Annotated in this window: 11 protein-coding genes and 1 tRNA gene; 1 reads left to right on the plus strand and 11 read right to left on the minus strand. The window is 40.0% G+C overall.

Annotated features, from left to right (window positions below; translation table 11 throughout):
• Window positions 1-507: 507 nt before the first annotated feature.
• The 6 genes from NZ848_RS12495 to NZ848_RS12520 all read right to left on the minus strand — a co-directional run bounded on the left by NZ848_RS12495 (window position 508) and on the right by NZ848_RS12520 (window position 7,027).
• Complete coding sequence (locus NZ848_RS12495) at window positions 508-2,595, minus strand: vWA domain-containing protein (RefSeq protein WP_259015741.1); 2,088 nt, start codon at window positions 2,593-2,595, stop codon at window positions 508-510.
• Between the two features lie 163 nt (window positions 2,596-2,758).
• A complete protein-coding gene (gene fabG, locus NZ848_RS12500; protein WP_101725998.1) occupies window positions 2,759-3,505 on the minus strand; it encodes a 3-oxoacyl-[acyl-carrier-protein] reductase in 747 nt (248 codons plus the stop codon).
• Between the two features lie 14 nt (window positions 3,506-3,519).
• Complete coding sequence (locus tag NZ848_RS12505; RefSeq protein ID WP_259015742.1) at window positions 3,520-4,461, minus strand: sterol desaturase family protein; 942 nt, start codon at window positions 4,459-4,461, stop codon at window positions 3,520-3,522.
• A 54-nt stretch (window positions 4,462-4,515) separates the two neighbouring features.
• Window positions 4,516-5,184 (minus strand): 16S rRNA (cytidine(1402)-2'-O)-methyltransferase, encoded by a 669-nt coding sequence (gene rsmI / locus NZ848_RS12510; RefSeq protein ID WP_259015775.1) that lies wholly within the window; start codon window positions 5,182-5,184, stop codon window positions 4,516-4,518.
• 1,457 nt (window positions 5,185-6,641) lie between these two features.
• Complete coding sequence (locus NZ848_RS12515) at window positions 6,642-6,878, minus strand: 4a-hydroxytetrahydrobiopterin dehydratase (RefSeq protein WP_253522412.1); 237 nt, start codon at window positions 6,876-6,878, stop codon at window positions 6,642-6,644.
• A gap of 64 nt (window positions 6,879-6,942) precedes the next feature.
• Window positions 6,943-7,027 (minus strand) — tRNA-Ser (locus NZ848_RS12520).
• Between the two features lie 139 nt (window positions 7,028-7,166).
• On the opposite strand from NZ848_RS12520, the gene purL reads away from it, so the two are divergent.
• Entirely contained in the window at window positions 7,167-9,413 is a 2,247-nt protein-coding gene (gene purL / locus NZ848_RS12525; RefSeq protein WP_259015743.1) for a phosphoribosylformylglycinamidine synthase subunit PurL, read from the plus strand.
• A 43-nt stretch (window positions 9,414-9,456) separates the two neighbouring features.
• Here the strand turns inward: purL and NZ848_RS12530 are convergent, their stop codons facing one another.
• The 5 genes from NZ848_RS12530 to NZ848_RS12550 form a co-directional block, all read right to left on the minus strand.
• Window positions 9,457-10,221, minus strand: coding sequence for a class I SAM-dependent methyltransferase (locus NZ848_RS12530; protein WP_259015744.1), 765 nt, complete (start codon window positions 10,219-10,221; stop codon window positions 9,457-9,459).
• The gene (locus tag NZ848_RS12535; RefSeq protein WP_259015745.1) at window positions 10,208-11,110 is read right to left on the minus strand and encodes a glycosyltransferase family 2 protein; all 903 of its coding nucleotides are present in this window, start codon (window positions 11,108-11,110) and stop codon (window positions 10,208-10,210) included. Before NZ848_RS12535 ends, NZ848_RS12530 begins: the two co-directional genes overlap by 14 nt.
• Before the next feature lie 6 nt (window positions 11,111-11,116).
• On the minus strand, window positions 11,117-12,220 hold the full coding sequence (locus tag NZ848_RS12540; RefSeq protein WP_259015746.1) for a DegT/DnrJ/EryC1/StrS family aminotransferase: 1,104 nt from the start codon (window positions 12,218-12,220) through the stop codon (window positions 11,117-11,119).
• A gap of 21 nt (window positions 12,221-12,241) precedes the next feature.
• Window positions 12,242-15,160 (minus strand): PD-(D/E)XK nuclease family protein, encoded by a 2,919-nt coding sequence (locus tag NZ848_RS12545; protein ID WP_259015747.1) that lies wholly within the window; start codon window positions 15,158-15,160, stop codon window positions 12,242-12,244.
• 162 nt (window positions 15,161-15,322) lie between these two features.
• On the minus strand, window positions 15,323-16,651 hold the full coding sequence (locus NZ848_RS12550) for a cryptochrome/photolyase family protein (RefSeq protein WP_259015748.1): 1,329 nt from the start codon (window positions 16,649-16,651) through the stop codon (window positions 15,323-15,325).

A 16,651-nucleotide genomic window follows, 5' to 3' on the forward strand; every position in this document is an offset into this window, starting at 1 on the left:
ATTTCTCGCGGAAAAATACTATTTCCTTCAAGCTTGGTATCTTTTAATTATGCAAAAAAATACTTGCCGGAAACGCATTTAAAAAGACTGATTCCGGGCATAAAAGCACAAAAAAAAGTACCGAATAATGAAATTACTGAATCTGATACAAATCTAAACAAAACTTCGTTTTATAATTTCCTATTTCATGAAACAAGAAGTTAATCTGATAAAGGTCAACAAACACCTCATTTAAAAAATTGAAGCGGTTGCCATGCCTGATAAAGATATTTGAATGCTGCATTTGAAGCCGGTGCTGAAGCCATTAATGCCAGACCGATAGTGCCGGAATTGAATAGTTTGAACTGCGATTAGACTAAAAAAAATACAATACCTTAAGTAAGACTGGTATAAATAAAATACAACACCTCACTAAAAACTACAAAACAGGAGAAAAACCTCCTGTTTTTGAAATTTAATTTTCGCTAATAAAATATAAAAATCATTTATTACGAATAAACCAGATTTTTAGTAAGTACCCAGATACTTGCGCGACACCCACTCTACACTGGCCAGAACCAGCAGCACAAAGAACACCCATTTTAGATTAATGAACTCATTCATTTCTTCAATACTGCTTATTTTATCGGGACTTTGGTTTGTTGATAAATACTCAGTCAGATTGTTTAGGCGGCCTGCCTCATAAAATTTACCCTTGTTTTGCTGCGCCAGCGTGCGCAGTAAATTAAAGTCGGCGGTATGGGTGAGGTCTTCTAAGTCGGTATTTTGCACTACAAACTGGCCGCTTACTTCTTCGCTCTTGCCTAGTACCTGCGTTGCGGCCTTGTAGCGGTAAACGCCTTCGCCCAGGCCTGAAATTTCAAAACGGGTGTTGTCCTGGCTGATGGTATAGTTATAGCTTTTGGTAGTGCCTTTTTCGTCAGTTATTTCCAGTCTGATGCTCTGGTTATATATCCGCTCGTAGATATCATTATAGGCTTCATTTTCAAAAACAATTTTTTCATCTACCGAAAACTCTCTTGACACCGGATACACCCTCAGTTTACGTTTATCGTCTTTTATAGAAATCAATTGCAGGGTTTTCATAAATACCTCGTCTACAATTTCCTGCTTGTCGGTCAGGGCAAACTCTTCCAAACGCCATTGCCAGATGCCCTCAGCCGTTAAAACAGCCGATTTACGTGCATTAGCAGTATTGGCAATCAGCAGCGGTTTAGGTGTAACCACTGACCCTACACGTTGGTAAAGAATAATTTCACTGCCGGTTCCTGGCCGGTATTCGCCAAATGGCGCCAACAGAGGCGGTAATTTTTCAAGAATACTTAGTTTATCGCCATCCAGATTAAAAAGGTTAAAGCTACTGTTAAATTTTGCGCTCACTTTATCTGCCCTTCCTGCCTGCGCCAGAATGCTAAGCGTTTGCTGTATGCCATTAAAACCAGCAATATTGGATTGATTACCCAGAATAAACAAAGTGGGCTTTGCCTGCGCCATCAGGCGGTTCAGCAGGTTACCGCCTGCACCGTAGAGGTCTGGTAACTGGTGGAGAATGAGCACATCAAATGGCTGGGTGCCAATTTCATTAATATTATCGCTCTGAAGTACCTTTACTGTTAGTTCATACAGCTCATTTTTCTCAATTATGGCCCTGATAGCCTTAATATCGGGGTGCGGAGCCAATGCCACCAGAAGAATTTTCTCTTTGCCGTCTACTACATCTATGTACACATCGCGGGCGTTGTTTCTGGCCGTAAATTCTCCATTGAGCGGCACCACTTCAATTGTATAGCGCTGCAAGCCTTTTTGTTCTGCATTGCCATAAAAAGTTATCTGTTTCAGGTCGGTGTCCGTATCAAAACTTACTGTTTGGCGGTCTATTATTTTTCCTCCGTGTTTCAGCAGAACCGAGGTTGTTTTACCTGTATACCCATAACTTGAAATTTCAGCCTGTACAGGAAACTTATTGCCCAGATAAGCGATCCGGTTGGCATAGATGGCGTTCAGCTTCACATCTCTTCTCAGGGTGGTATCACCTAAGCCAATGGTATGTACGTTAAAATTATACTTGCCATAGGTAGGCGAAACACCCGAATTGGCTATGCCATCAGACACCAGAATTACATCTGTCAGGTTTCGGCCCTCATAATTATTCTTTATACCGGCCAGTAAGCCAGATAAATCGGTAGTTTTTTCGTTAAATTTTAAAGAATTGATGTCGCCGTTTAATTCAGTTTCACTCAATGTTTTAATCTCTACATTATTACCCTTGCTTTCAATTGCCTTTATCAGTTTCTGCAGATTGTCTTTCAGCGCATTTATTTTTTCTTCGCCGCCTTTAGCCATTGAGGCAGAGTTATCAACTGCCAGCACCACGGTAGGTTTCTCAATGCTTGTTTTATTGCTTCTCAACAGCGGGTTTACAAGTAAAAAAGCAAGCAGGGCAACCAGAATACCCCTGGCAACGGCCAAAAGCCTGTTTTGAAGTGTTGTAAAGTTTGATTTTTTCTGATAAAGTAGAAAGCTATATATACCACCTGCCAGTAAGCAAAGTAAGATAAACCAAGGAGAAGACTGAAAGATTAGTTCGGATTTCATAAACCCCGGCCCCATTCATAAACGGGAAATTCTTGTTAAAAAATGATACTACTAAAACAACACCATTGGTGGATAATTATTTTGCCAAGATACAAAAAAATATCGTCAGGGACTATGTAAAACATCCCTGACGATACAAACTATAATTGATTATAAATGCGGCTTACATCAGCATACCGCCATCTACCTGTAATACCTGGCCTGTAACGTATTTTGACATGTCAGACGCCAGAAACACGCAGGCATTGGCCACTTCTTCTCCCTGGCCGGCACGTTTTAATGGTATATTTTTCAACCAGTCTTCCAATGCTTTTTCGTTCAGTTCGCCGGTCATTTCGGTTTCAATAAAACCAGGTGCAATGGCATTTGAACGGATATTTCTTGAACCCAGCTCTTTAGCTATTGATTTTGTAAAACCAATGATACCCGCTTTGGAGGCAGCGTAATTAGACTGGCCAGCGTTACCCATTAAGCCAACTACTGAGGTTACGTTGATAATTGAACCCTGTTTGGCACGCATCATTGGCTTGGTTGCAGCTTTGGTAAGGTTGAAAACCGACTTCAGGTTTACACGAAGCACTTCATCCCATTGGTCTTCAGACATTCGCATTAAAAGTGTATCACGCGTAATACCCGCATTATTTACTACAATATCTAGTGTTCCGAAGTCGGCCACCACATCGTTAACCAGTTGCTCAGCTGCCTGGTAGTCTGAGGCATCAGAGCGGTACCCTTTGGCCTTTATACCATAAGCTGCCAGTTCGGCTTCTAAAGCCTGGCCTTTCTCAACGCTAGACAAGTAAGTAAAGGCTATATTTGCACCTTGTTCTGCGAACTTTTTGGCGATTTCTCTCCCAATTCCTCGCGAAGCACCGGTTATCAGGGCTATTTTGTTCTCAAGTAATTTCATGTATGATTAGATAATTAATGATATAAAGTTTCTGTGTTCTGTGTCTTTTCTTTTTCAAGATCTGCTCTTAGTTCTTTACTGGTTTTGGTGCTGCCGTCATGCGACCAACCCGGGGGCTTATACATATATTTGAGCTTTGTTGTAAAATTAAGTGGTTTTCTGAGGTCTTTAAAGAGTTTTACCCACTCATGAAACACAATATTGACGGCATTCCGGTTTTCTAAAGGTGAAACCAAACCATATTTAATAGGCAAATCGTCTATTTCTTCTTGAAAAGTACCAAACATTCTGTCCCAGATGGTAAGACACATACCCATGTTTTTATCAAGATACTCTATATTGGAAGCATGATGAACCCGGTGCTGAGAAGGTGTTACAATTACGTATTCTAATAATATCCAGGGCATTTTACGAAACTTTGGTATGTAACTGGTATGCACCAGAATACCGTAAATCTGGGTAATTGAATACATAACGGCGATGTCGGCCACCTTGAATCCGAATAGCGACAACGGTAAAAAATAAATGAACCTGTAAAGCGGCTGAAACACCGATGAACGGAAACCCACCGTTAAATTAAACTGCTCTGACGAATGGTGGGTAACATGAGCCGCCCAGAAAAACCTTGAGTGATGATCAACATAGTGCAACACATAAAACACAAAATCTTCAGCAATAAAAAGTAAGCCCCAGTAAAGAACCGGATTCTGGATTTCAAAAAACCGGTATTGAAACGCCCAGGCCAATATAAGCCAGGTTATACCCCTTGACAGCAAATCTATACCTCCGTTCAATAACATGAGGTAAATATTGGTTAGCGTATCTTTAACAGTATAAAACCTGCGGTCCTGAATATTGCTGAGAATGATTTCCCCAAGAATCAAAACCGTATATAAAGGGGTAGAAAAGATGATAATTATCTGCTCAACAGTAAACGCTTTAAGACTCTCGAACATAAAACAAACAATTAAAACTTAATGAACAGAAGCCACAGGCCTCATAAATTGGTATTAGCTGCAACCCTGCACTACAATAACTATCTCACCTTTAATGCTTCGGTTTGCAAAATTAGCAATAATTTCCGACAAAGTACCTCTCACGGTTTCTTCATACATCTTCGTGATTTCTCTGGAAACACTGGCCTGACGCTCTGCGCCAAAATACTCAACGAAGTTTTCCAAGGTTTTAAGCAACCTGAACGGCGACTCATAAAAAATCATGGTTCTTTCTTCTGTAACGAGCGATTTGAGGCGTGTCTGCCGACCTTTCTTTACCGGAAGAAAACCCTCAAAGGTGAATCTGTCGCAAGGTAAACCAGAATTTACCAGAGCAGGTACAAAAGCGGTGGCTCCGGGCAGGCAATCTACCTCAATTCCGTTACGGATACATTCTCTTACCAACAAAAAGCCCGGGTCTGAAATGGCGGGAGTTCCGGCATCAGAAACCAGCACTATCTTCTCGCCTTTTTTTAATCTTTCTACAATTTTACCTATCGTCTGGTGCTCATTAAAGGCATGATGGCTCTGCAGCGGTTTGGATATACACAGATGCTTCAGCAAAAAACCAGTATTTCTGGTATCTTCTGATAATATTAAATCAGCGTCTTTCAGTACATTAATGGCTCTTAATGTAATATCTTCAAGGTTTCCTATCGGTGTTGGAACAAGAACGAGCTTCACTATACTTTTTTTCACAAAAGTAAGCAATTAGGTACTTAACTGGAAGTGTATTGATAATTAAAAGCGCATTAATGCAAATCTGTACCAGCATTAAGAATAAAAAGTGAAGATACCTGAATCATTCACTTAATATCTTTCTTTCAAAAATTTCTGAAAATACTTGACATATAATATTTATATACATATATTTGAGAAACAATAAACCTAAAGTCCATGATTCTAGCAGCCATAGCATTTGCAGTCGGAGGTTTAATGATGACAAAAATGCGTGAAACTAACGAGCTTTACGCCCCAAAAGGATATATGATGAGCCTTCAGTCACGCCCGAGAAGTGCTTTTTCGTATTGATAAATAGCCTGAAAAAATAAGATATTGTGCAAGTTTAATTATCAACTCACCTGTCTTTTTTGAATATTTTTGCTTTTTTTAACTAAAATCTACTTCAATTGGCATTATTTCGGGATAAAATTATCCGTAAGCCGACCAAAGATTTTTTTAGTTCTTGTATTGTTGAAGTATTTTGAGAAATTTGAACTGACTAAACGTGCTAAAACTATGTTACTACTTACTATCGCATCGCTGGCATTTGGTGGTTTTTTAATGACCCGAATGAATGAGGAGAAAGAAATGTATGCTCCTAAAGGTTACTTAGCAAGCTTACAGAGTCGCCCTCGTACTTATTCAACAGCGTGGTAATTTCTGTTTTTTTTTGATTTCCGTTGCTTCAAGTGTGTTAATATACATTTGTTGATATTGATATGACATATCGGTTACATAGATTTTCTTTCATTTTGTAAGATATGTTATTTTATGTGCCTCAATATACAGCACCTGCTTTGTTTACAGAGTTGCTTGTTTTCTATTGTGCATTATAAAACTTAAATAATCAATTCATTTCTGATAGTCGTTTTGCTTTTTTTAGCAAATCACTTTTGGCCTTTATTCTGTTGTCCGCTGTTTACTCTATACTTCTATTTCGACTGTAATGCAATCGGAAAAATCATGATGGCCTTTTGAGCAATGATGATTTTGAAATTTCTATGCCTATTCTCTCCTGCCTGCCAGATTTCATTTGAAGCGTAATTTAAATTACAAAATGGTTTAGAAATACACAAAAACAGTCTTTTCAAGCTGTATTAACCCACAAACTCCAAATAAGCACTTTCAGGATTTTTTTATCCTATTTTTTACCTTTTTATACTTATAATTGAATCAACAGGTTATATGTGGCTTTCTTAGAAAGCCAAAAATTGAAGATTCTGGCTATTTTCTGCAATTGTAAGCGATTTTTATTTGGGCTGAGAATTAAATATACTGCACTATGTATCAACTCAGTGCAAAATATTCAATTCTCAGGCGGTATAAATTTAAAACCTGAGAACAATTTTTTAAAAAAAAATAACCATTCTATAAAAAGCGAATAGGTGCGTTATAAGCACCTATTAAACTATCATTATCTATTTACTTACCAATTCTTCAATGTCTTTGGCCAGGTCGTAGTCTTTTCCTGTTACTATATTTCCGGCATCATGGGTCGATAAAGAAATGTTTACTTTGTTCCAGGAATTTGACCAGTCGGGGTGATGCCCGTGTACTTCAGCCAGCATGGCTACTCTTGTCATAAAAGCAAAGGCCTCTGAAAAATCTTTGAACTGAAAAGTTTTTGTCAGTTTATTGTTTTCTTCTTTCCACATAGCTTTTTGTGTTTTGGTATGAAATTTAATAACAAAAAAGCCGAATCAAATGATTCGGCTTCCGCAGAGAGAGAGGGATTCGAACCCCCGGACCTTTAACAGTCAACGGTTTTCAAGACCGCCGCATTCGACCACTCTGCCATCTCTCTGTGTCTCTCAATTGTTTTGCAAAGATACGGCTTTAAGATATAAATGTCAATGCCTGACTAAATAATTTTTCATTTTTTTTTCCTTTCACAAGCCCCCGAAAAAACGTAAATTTGTAAAAAATATACGAATCTTCTTTTTGTGGAAACAATCGAACAACTTCCAACTTTCGAAACCGCCAAGAAACTTGGCCTATTGCCCGAAGAATTTGAAAAGATAAAACAAATTTTAGGACGCACTCCCAACTTTACTGAGCTATCAATTTTCTCGGTTATGTGGTCAGAGCACTGTTCATACAAAAATTCAATTGTATGGTTGAAAACTCTTCCGCGCGATTCTGACCGTATGCTGGCAAAAGCCGGTGAAGAAAATGCAGGCCTTGTTGATATTGGTGATGGCCTTGCTTGTAGTTTCAAAATTGAATCTCATAATCACCCATCTGCGCTTGAACCTTATCAGGGGGCAGCAACCGGAGTGGGTGGTATCAATCGCGACATCTTTACTATGGGTGCCCGTCCGATTGCGCAGCTTAACTCACTACGGTTTGGCAATATCAATTCGCCCAAAACGCAACGTTTGTTGAAGGGTGTAGTAAAAGGTATTGGTGATTACGGTAACGCTTTCGGGATTCCGACAGTAGGTGGTGAAATCTACTTTGATGATTGCTACAATACCAATCCATTGGTAAATGCTTTCTCTGCCGGTATAGTTGAAGTGGGCAAACAGGCATCGGCTACCTCTTATGGTGTAGGTAACCCTGTTTTCATTGTTGGTTCTGCCACTGGTAAGGATGGAATACACGGAGCCACTTTTGCTTCTGAAGATATTACTGATAAATCAACCGAGAAACTTCCGGCTGTTCAGGTGGGAGACCCATTCATGGAAAAACTTCTTTTGGAAGCTACCCTTGAAATCATCAACACCGGATATGTAATTGGTATACAGGATATGGGTGCTGCGGGTATCATCTGCTCAACTTCTGAAATGAGCGCCAAAGGTGAACACGGCATGATTATAGATCTTGACAAAGTACCAACCCGCCAGGCCAATATGCACGGATGGGAAATTCTACTTTCGGAGTCACAGGAGCGTATGCTGGTTGTGGTTGAAAAAGGCAAAGAAGATTTAATAAAAGGCATATTTGATAAATGGGATTTGCACTGCGCACAAATTGGTGAAGTAACAGATACCCAGCGCTTGCATTTCTACCAACACGGTAAATTAATTGCAGATGTACCGGCAGAAGATTTAGTGTTAGGTGGCGGCGCGCCTCAATATCATAGAGAGTATCGCGAGCCGGCCTATTACCAGGAGTTCAAAAAATTTGATATCCAATCGATAGCAGATATTCAGGATAAAGCTGAACTGGTTAAAGTGGCTGAGCATCTGTTGTCTCACCCGAACATCTGTTCAAGAAAATGGATAACCGAACAATATGACTCAACCGTTGGTACCGCGAACCGCAGCACCAATCGTCCGTCTGATGCCGCAGTGGTAAGATTGCGGAATCCGGAAAAAGGAGAATTGAGTAAATCAATTGTTATTACAGTAGACTGTAACGGAAGATACGTAAATGCAGATCCGGAAGTAGGTTGCCAGATTGCCGTTTCTGAAGCAGCCCGGAATATTGTCTGCACCGGAGGTGAGCCATTGGCCATTACCAACAACCTTAACTTTGGCAACCCATACAACCCTGAGGTGTACTGGCAATTTGTGGGAGCCATTAAAGGGATGAGCAAAGCCTGCCTGAAATTTAAGACACCGGTTACTGGTGGTAATGTAAGTTTTTACAATCAGAGCTCAGACGATGGCCCGGTGTTTCCGACACCAACCATTGGTATGCTAGGTTTGATGGAAAGCTCGGAGAATCACATGACCCTGAATTTTAAAAATGCAGGCGACCTGATATATCTGGTTGGAGAATCGAAAGATGACATTGCCTCGTCTGAGTATCTTTACTCATACCGTGGCATTAAGGCTTCTCCTACTCCGGCCTTTGATCTGGATACAGAATATAATTTGCAGGATGCCGTGAAAGAATTAATTATCAGCAAACTGGTTGAGTCGGTTCATGACTTATCAGATGGAGGGCTGTTCATTGCTTTGGCCGAATCATCATTCCCGAACGAACTTGGTTTCAAAATTAAAACCGACGCACAGTTCAGAACTGATGCCTTCCTTTTTGGTGAAGCACAAAGCCGGGTTGTGGTTTCTGTGAAAGCATCACAACAAGAGGCTTTTGAGAATTTGCTAAAAAATAAAAATGTTAATTTCTCTCTGTTGGGTGAAGTGTCAGACGGCAGCTTCATTATAGATAATGAAGTGGTTATCACTACCAAAACAGCCAAAAACATTTATGATAATGTAATTGGAAAAATAATGAACTAAGCGGAATGGTTAATAAAAAATAAAGACCTCTTTACGGAGGTCTTTATTTTTTTACCATGATTAAAAAAAGAGAGCTTCCAAAAATACCCCTCCTGAATAGCTGTTCTTCCAACTTTACTATTTTGTATAAAGCGTTGTTTACAAAATTTCCTGGCACACTTACATCAGACTTAATGGCGGTTCTGTCAACCAGATTAAATTTTAACTGAAACTGCTGCAGCAACCTTACACCCAAAATGAGCGGCGACAAGAAAAGGCTCCAATAAGTATGATGAATAATTTTCAGATTTGTAGGTAGTAAATATTTCTCGAAATCAGATATTGTGAATCGCTTTACCCCTCCTACTGCCATATCATGCGTGCCATAAAAAATCTGAAACGCATTGTTGTTTGAAATCAGCATCCCATCGGGCTTTAGTTTTCGTTCCATATTTTTTATGGCCTTTACAATTACTTCATCTTCAAACTGGTAAAGCACATCATCATTAATGATAACATCAAAACTTGCATCTTCAAATTCAGCATTAAAATCTGTAAGGTCAATTTTCTGAACATTCAGTTTTCGTTCTTTACAGAAATCAACGGCATCGTCTGAATAATCAAAACCTTCAATATTCACATAACCTTGCTTAATCAGCAATTGCATCAGGCCACCTGTACCACAACCGGCATCAAGAATTTTTATTTTTTTGTTATCAGCAAATTTGCTGGTAATAGCATTTAGAATTTTTTCGTGCAGAATTTTATACCACCAAAGTTGGCCTTCGGCTTCATACATTATCTGGTATTCTTGTCTACTGCTTAGCATTTAGCGAATTGTATTTTTCAACATACTGAGGTGTTCCGTTTTGGGTCAGGAAAAATTTACCTATGTACTCGCCTACTATTCCCAGCGCACTTATCTGAATACCACTAAAAAAACACAAAGCAGCCAAACCCCAACCATGAAGCACATTGGTAAAAAACAAAATGAAGAGCAGCACCGACAGAGAGATTAGAATAAGACCTGTGGCCTGAACAAACCTGATGGGCAGATTTGAATAACCAAAAACGATTATCATAAAAAGCCGGACAAGTTTTTTTACTGTGTAGTTTGACTCTCCCTCCAGCCTGTCGTTATGTTCAACCTGTACAGTGCTTACCCGGTTAGTTGTTCTAAAAACCAAAGCATCAATATAAGGGTACGGACCTTTGTACTTAACAATTTCGGTAATCAGATCTTTGCTCATCAACTTGAAACTTGACAAGTATAAATCCTGTGGCTTATGGATAAGCCAGGTGGTAATCCGGTTAACTACCCAGCTTCCGATGTTCCGAACCACGTGATGCTTCTTGGTTGCATAATAACTGTACACTACATCGTAATCTCCTTCCTGTGCTTTAGTTAATAATTTTAAAATTTCTGAAGGCGGATTCTGGAAGTCATCATCAATTATAACGGCATAGTTACCATTCACATAATTCAATCCGCACATGACAGCGTTGAACTCACCAAAATTTTTCCGGAGTGAAATAAAATGAACCTTTTCATAAACTTTCGCCAACCCAAGGCAAACCTTTTCGGAATTATCAGGGCTGCCATCATTAACCAGAATGATATTAAAATCAAGATGCTTTAGTTCATCATGCAATTTGGCTACGAGTTTTGCAATCGTTTTTTCACCTCTATAGACAGGTATTACCACCGACAAAAGCATATTGTATCAATAATGGTTAATTTTTTCTATGATGTAACTAACCTCTTCGTCGGTCAATGTCTGGTTCAAAGGTAAACTTAGCACCTCATTATGAAGAAGTTCTGAAATCGGGTATGAGTCCGCATTCCATTCTTTATAGGCTAGCTGCTTATGCGGAGCCACCGGATAGTGCATATCTGAACCAATCAGATTCTCGCGCAGATACTCTCTGAATCTTGCTCTGTCTTTCAGCCGAACCACAAATAAATGCCAGGCATCTGAACTTACAGACCCAGCAGAAGGCAAAATAATTTCCGGATTACTGATTTCAGATAGATACCTCTGGGCAATTTGCCGGCGTCTTTCATTTACAAGCTCTAAAACCGGTAACTTAATGTTAAGTATAGCCGCCTGCACTTCATCAAGCCGGCTATTTATTCCCTGTTCGTTAAAAATATATTTTTCTGCCGAACCATAATTTCTTAATGCACGTATCCTGCCGGCCAGTTCATCATCATTGGTTGTAACAGCTCCGGCATCACCCATAGCGCCCAGGTTTTTTGTAGGGTAAAAACTAAAACCTGCCCCGTGCGATAAATTTCCGGCTTTTTGCCCTTCGTAACTTGCCCCGTGCGCCTGAGCTGTATCTTCAAAAACTTTCAGGTTGTATTTTTGGGCAATGGCATTGATGGCGTTCATATTGCAACATTTGCCATAAAGATGAACTGTTAAAATTGCCTGGGTTTTTGGAGTAATTTTTTCTTCAATTTTCTGAGGGTCAATCAGATAGGTATACAAATCGGGTTCTACCAGAACGGGAACCAGGCCCGCCATAGACACCGCAAGTATAGTAGCTATATACGTATTTGAAGGTACAATTACCTCAGAACCTTTCGGGAAATCAGATGCTTTGAGTAATAATGCCAGTGCATCAAGCCCATTTGCTACACCAATACAATGCTTTGTTCCACAATATTCTGCAAAAGATTTTTCAAAATGATAGACCTCATCGCCTAGAATATACCATCCTGAAGAAACTTTCTTTGTCAGAATTTCAATAATCGGTGTTTCATAAGGTTTATTAATGCGCTTGAGGTCAAGAAAGGGAATAAAATTGGTGCGTGTGTTCAAAGTGTTTACAAATTGTGAAATTCATCGGCCGCATATTCCTTTAAAATCACACCTTTCACAAACGAGCAGGTCATTTGTTTGGGCAAACGGAACATCCGGATTCAGCATTTCTTTTATAATGTTGGCTAATATTTCTTCTGTTTTTTCAATAAAACCAAAGATAGTGGGGTTATCAGTAAAACTCAAATTTACCTCAAGATTTTCTTTCATATTTCTGAACGAATAAATCTTTGCTTTTATATCATGGTTTTCGAGTGTTTCGCCACCTATGGTAAACATTATATTGGTGGCCATATTTTTTAAAATCAGATACTGATACAACCACAACTGGCGTAGCTTTTCTTTGTCGGGGTCAATCAGCGCTTCTTCAAGTATCTGGTCGCGGCTTTTTTCAAGCTCTTTTTTTACAACTTTTCCGGTTTTGTAGTCAACCACTTTTATTACATTTCCGGCTTTTTCTATTCTATCTACGCGGCCTGCAATTTTAACTTTTTGTATATTTCCAAGATTTGGCATTTCAAAAGAAGCCTCAATCTGCTTCTCAGAATCAAGTATCCGGTACGGAAAAACCTGTGTTTCTTTCTGCATGTTAAAGAAGTCGGCCAGTAATTGTTCAGCCACATGCTTCAACAAATAGTTCATACCAGAATCAATTACATAACCCCCGAATTTTTCTTTATAGGCTGTGTCGAGGCGCTCAGGTATCTGGCTTAAAACGGCATCTAATACATCCTGCGTTACTTCTGTTCCAAAATCGTTGTCAATTTTTTCGAGGGTATTATGCAGCCAGGTACCAAAAATATCAGCGCCGAAATTCTCGTCTACTTCTTCGCGCTTAGATATACCGGCAATTTTATTGAAGTAAAACTTTAATGTACAGTGAAGGTACTCATTAAGGTTTGTGGGATATATTCCACCATCAGCCAGCAGACTGCTTACCGTAGCCAGTATGTCTTTACTCTTTTGCACTACAACCTTATTAACTAGCTCATTATCAATAGTTTTATTGTAGGCAATTTTAGGATACGTAATTTTTATTTGCTTATTGTGCCTGGCTAGTTCGTTTTCAATCTGTAAAATAAACCTGCTTTTTTCAGTGGCTCCGCCACCAAGCCCTTCGCCTGTGGGTATTACATACAGCAGGTCAATATCTTTGGCACGTTGTAAAAGCCTGAAAAAATGATAAGCCATTATTGCGTTCTGGTCTGACTGCAACGGCAGCCCAAACTCAAGCGAGGCATCAAAAGGGATTAACGAATTGAGATGCTTGGCCGAAGGCAACACACCCTCGTTAACAGAAAGAAATATTACCCTGTCGAAATCAAGGCAGCGGGTCTCCAGCATACCCATTATCTGGAGGTCGGCCACGGGCTCGCCACTGAACGGAATTTTTTCCTGCCTGATGAGTTCATACAAAAAATGTCTGAAACTTTTCAGGTTCAACAGCCTGTTATTAAATAGGATTTTTTCAAGACGGTTCAGAATCGTAAGAAACAAATAAAGGTATTCAATTTCAATGGCGTCGTTCGATTCATGATACACTCCGCGCAGCTCGTCAATTAAATCATAAAATGCTTTCAACGCTTTTCTGGGGTCGTTACCCCAGCGAGAAAACAGGACCTCAAAGAGCCTGTCGCCTTTACCGAATGTAAGCATTTCTTCCTCGCTCAGATACACCAGATTCCCCCTTACTATTTCTGTCTGCGTTTCTGAAAAAACATTCGCTTTACCTTCTGTGCTGGCATCTGAATAATTAATCTGCTCATACTTACGACAAAAAGGGTGATTCAGCACCTTAAATACATGCCTGTGGCTATACTTGGGTATCCGGATGGTCTCGCCGCTTTTGGTTTTAAACTCAACAATATTTTGTTGCAGCTCAAAAACTGAGTCGATAAGCGTAAAGAGCATGGATCCCCTGAGCGACAAACCCATGGTTATGTTGAAGTCTGTAACCAGATTATCGAGCGAATAAATTAATGGCGAAAGCAGGTTTTCGTCGCACAGAACAATGGCCGTAGGTACGCCCGGATTAACCAACAGGCTGTCGGCATAAATGGCGCCTGCTACTTTTGCCTGCAATGTGGCATTTTCAACACCTATTATTCTGATATTTTTCTCTTCTGCCAGCAGGTGGTTGGTCTGCCAGTTCCATTTACCAAAAGTACCCTTCGATTTATATTTTCTAAGCGTGCCTCCGGCTTTCTGATTATACAATGGGTTCATGAAAAACTCATCGGTATCCCATAACATCTCTGCTTTTCCGGCCTTCACCAGCTTTTCAATAACAATTTCTTCAGATCTGCTAAAAGCATTAAAGCCAACAAAATAGTATTTTTCAAAGTTTTTGTTCTCAATCAGCAGTGTCTCTACTTCTTCTGCCAGCAACCTGTAAGACATGCCCCGGTAGGTATAACCCTTCACCCGCAGCTCGGTTTGCAGGTCTACATATACCTGGTATATATTCTCAAAAAGTTTAAAGTATTTATCAAGATTGCCGGTGGTTTCAACAAACGGTTTGTTTATTTTTACCATATCTACATTCCAACGCTCCAGGGTCTTTGCTTCACTGATGTAATCAAACAAAGCTTTTGGGTCGCCGATAAAATACTGGTCTATGGTGTCAAAATCCCGCAGCAGCGTAGGCGCCCACGAAATAAACCTGTCGAAATCTACCTGTGCATCATATTTTCTGAAAGTTTCGTAAAGTTCAAAAAGTAGTCCGACCGAATCAATGGTTTTGAAGCCGGACATTTCAGCCACAAAGTCATCAATGGCACAAACTTCAGGCGAAAGAAACGGAACATCAGATAGTTTACCCAAAAAGCGCTTGAAGAAAAAAACCGACCGCCTGTTAGGCAATATAATGCAGACATTTTTCAGCTGAGCCAAAGAATGCCTGTCAAATACATATTGAGCCGATTTCTCTAAAAATGCCATGGGTTATCAGGCTCATGGGGTAGCCTGGTTTTGGTAAAACAGGAAAACAATTGAAGAAAATACAAAATAACAACTAACTATCGGATTTTCCTGCTAAAAAATTATCAATGGCTTATTATTTATTTTTAAGCAACACTGTATAAAAATATCACAAAACCAAGATTACTCTTTGGGCATTTTGTCTCCCAATGCAGCCTTATAGGTACTCAGGGCACGGTCACGGGCAAATGCGTGGTCAACCATTGGTTTAGGATAACTGAAAGAGTTGAGTTCAGGCACCCATTTTTTGATATATTTCAGATCTGCATCAAATTTTTCTGTCTGTGCCGTCGGACTAAATACCCTGAAATACGGCGCCGCATCGCAGCCACTGCCGGCCGCCCATTGCCAACCACCATTATTGGCGGCAAAATCAAAGTCCAGCAGTTTTTCTGCAAAATAGGCTTCCCCCCAACGCCAATCAATCAGCAGGTGTTTAATTAAAAAACTGGCCGTTATCATTCTTACCCTGTTATGCATAAAACCGGTAGCGTTCAGCTCTCTCATACCTGCATCTACTATCGGGTAGCCGGTTTTGCCTTGGCACCACCGTTTGAACTCTTCTTCATTGTTCCGCCATTCTATGCGGTCATACTCTTTTCTAAACGCCTGCCCGTCGCTTACGTGCGGAAAATGAAAAAGTATGTTCATGTAAAACTCTCGCCATATCAGTTCGTTCAACCAGGTAGTGCTTAGAGGTATGGCTTTCCGAACCAGTTCTCTGATACTAACCGTACCAAACCTTAAATGAATGCTCAGGCGGCTGGTAGCAGGTAAGGCCGGAAAATTCCTTAATTCACCATATTTTTCAACCAGAGAGTCAGTTACAACCGGAGGCGGAAACTCAGCCCCTGATTCTTCAAAACCAATGTCGTTCAAAGCCGGCATATTCAGACTATTAATCTGATAAAACCTGCTGAAGTATTTTTCTGTCGGATAACTTTTCAGGTAAAAATCGTTCAGTTTCTCTTTCCACTTTTTGCTGTAAGGCGTAAAAACCGTATAAGGTTGGCCGGTGCCAGTTAGCACTTCGTTTTTTTCAAAAATTACCTGATCTTTAAACGTGTAAAACCCAATGCCATCAGAGTTGAGCAAGCCGCGCACATGCTCATCGCGGTTTATAGCATACTTTTCGTAGTCGTGGTTGGTATATACCTCGGCAATATCGTATTCCTGCATTAGTTTTTGCCACACATCTATGGGGTTTCCGTGCTTAACCAGCAAGCCCGACCCCAGCAAATTTAACTGCCCGTGCAGGCTGACAAGTGTCTTGTAAATAAAATGAACCCGCGCATCTTTTTTGTTGGGTAGTTTGTCGAGAATGTCGGTATCAAAAATAAAAAGCGGTAGTACCGGATGCTCGCTTTTTAGAGCATAATAAAGGGCGGCGTTATCATTCAGCCGTAAATCTCTCCTTAACCAAAATATACTCAATCTTTGCTTTATCTCCAT

The organism is Emticicia fluvialis, assembly GCF_024793945.1.
In the GTDB taxonomy this organism is placed as follows: Bacteria; Bacteroidota; Bacteroidia; order Cytophagales; family Spirosomataceae; genus Emticicia; species Emticicia fluvialis.

Bases quoted from the DNA above. Each gene is read 5' to 3' on its own strand.
- NZ848_RS12495 (WP_259015741.1), bottom strand. From the start codon at position 2,595: ATGAAATCCGAACTAATCTTTCAGTCTTCTCCTTGGTTTATCTTACTT.
- fabG (WP_101725998.1), bottom strand. From the start codon at position 3,505: ATGAAATTACTTGAGAACAAAATAGCCCTGATAACCGGTGCTTCGCGA.
- NZ848_RS12505 (WP_259015742.1), bottom strand. From the start codon at position 4,461: ATGTTCGAGAGTCTTAAAGCGTTTACTGTTGAGCAGATAATTATCATC.
- NZ848_RS12515 (WP_253522412.1), bottom strand. From the start codon at position 6,878: ATGTGGAAAGAAGAAAACAATAAACTGACAAAAACTTTTCAGTTCAAA.
- NZ848_RS12530 (WP_259015744.1), bottom strand. From the start codon at position 10,221: ATGCTAAGCAGTAGACAAGAATACCAGATAATGTATGAAGCCGAAGGC.
- NZ848_RS12535 (WP_259015745.1), bottom strand. From the start codon at position 11,110: ATGCTTTTGTCGGTGGTAATACCTGTCTATAGAGGTGAAAAAACGATT.
- NZ848_RS12545 (WP_259015747.1), bottom strand. From the start codon at position 15,160: ATGGCATTTTTAGAGAAATCGGCTCAATATGTATTTGACAGGCATTCT.
- NZ848_RS12550 (WP_259015748.1), bottom strand. From the start codon at position 16,651: ATGGAGATAAAGCAAAGATTGAGTATATTTTGGTTAAGGAGAGATTTA.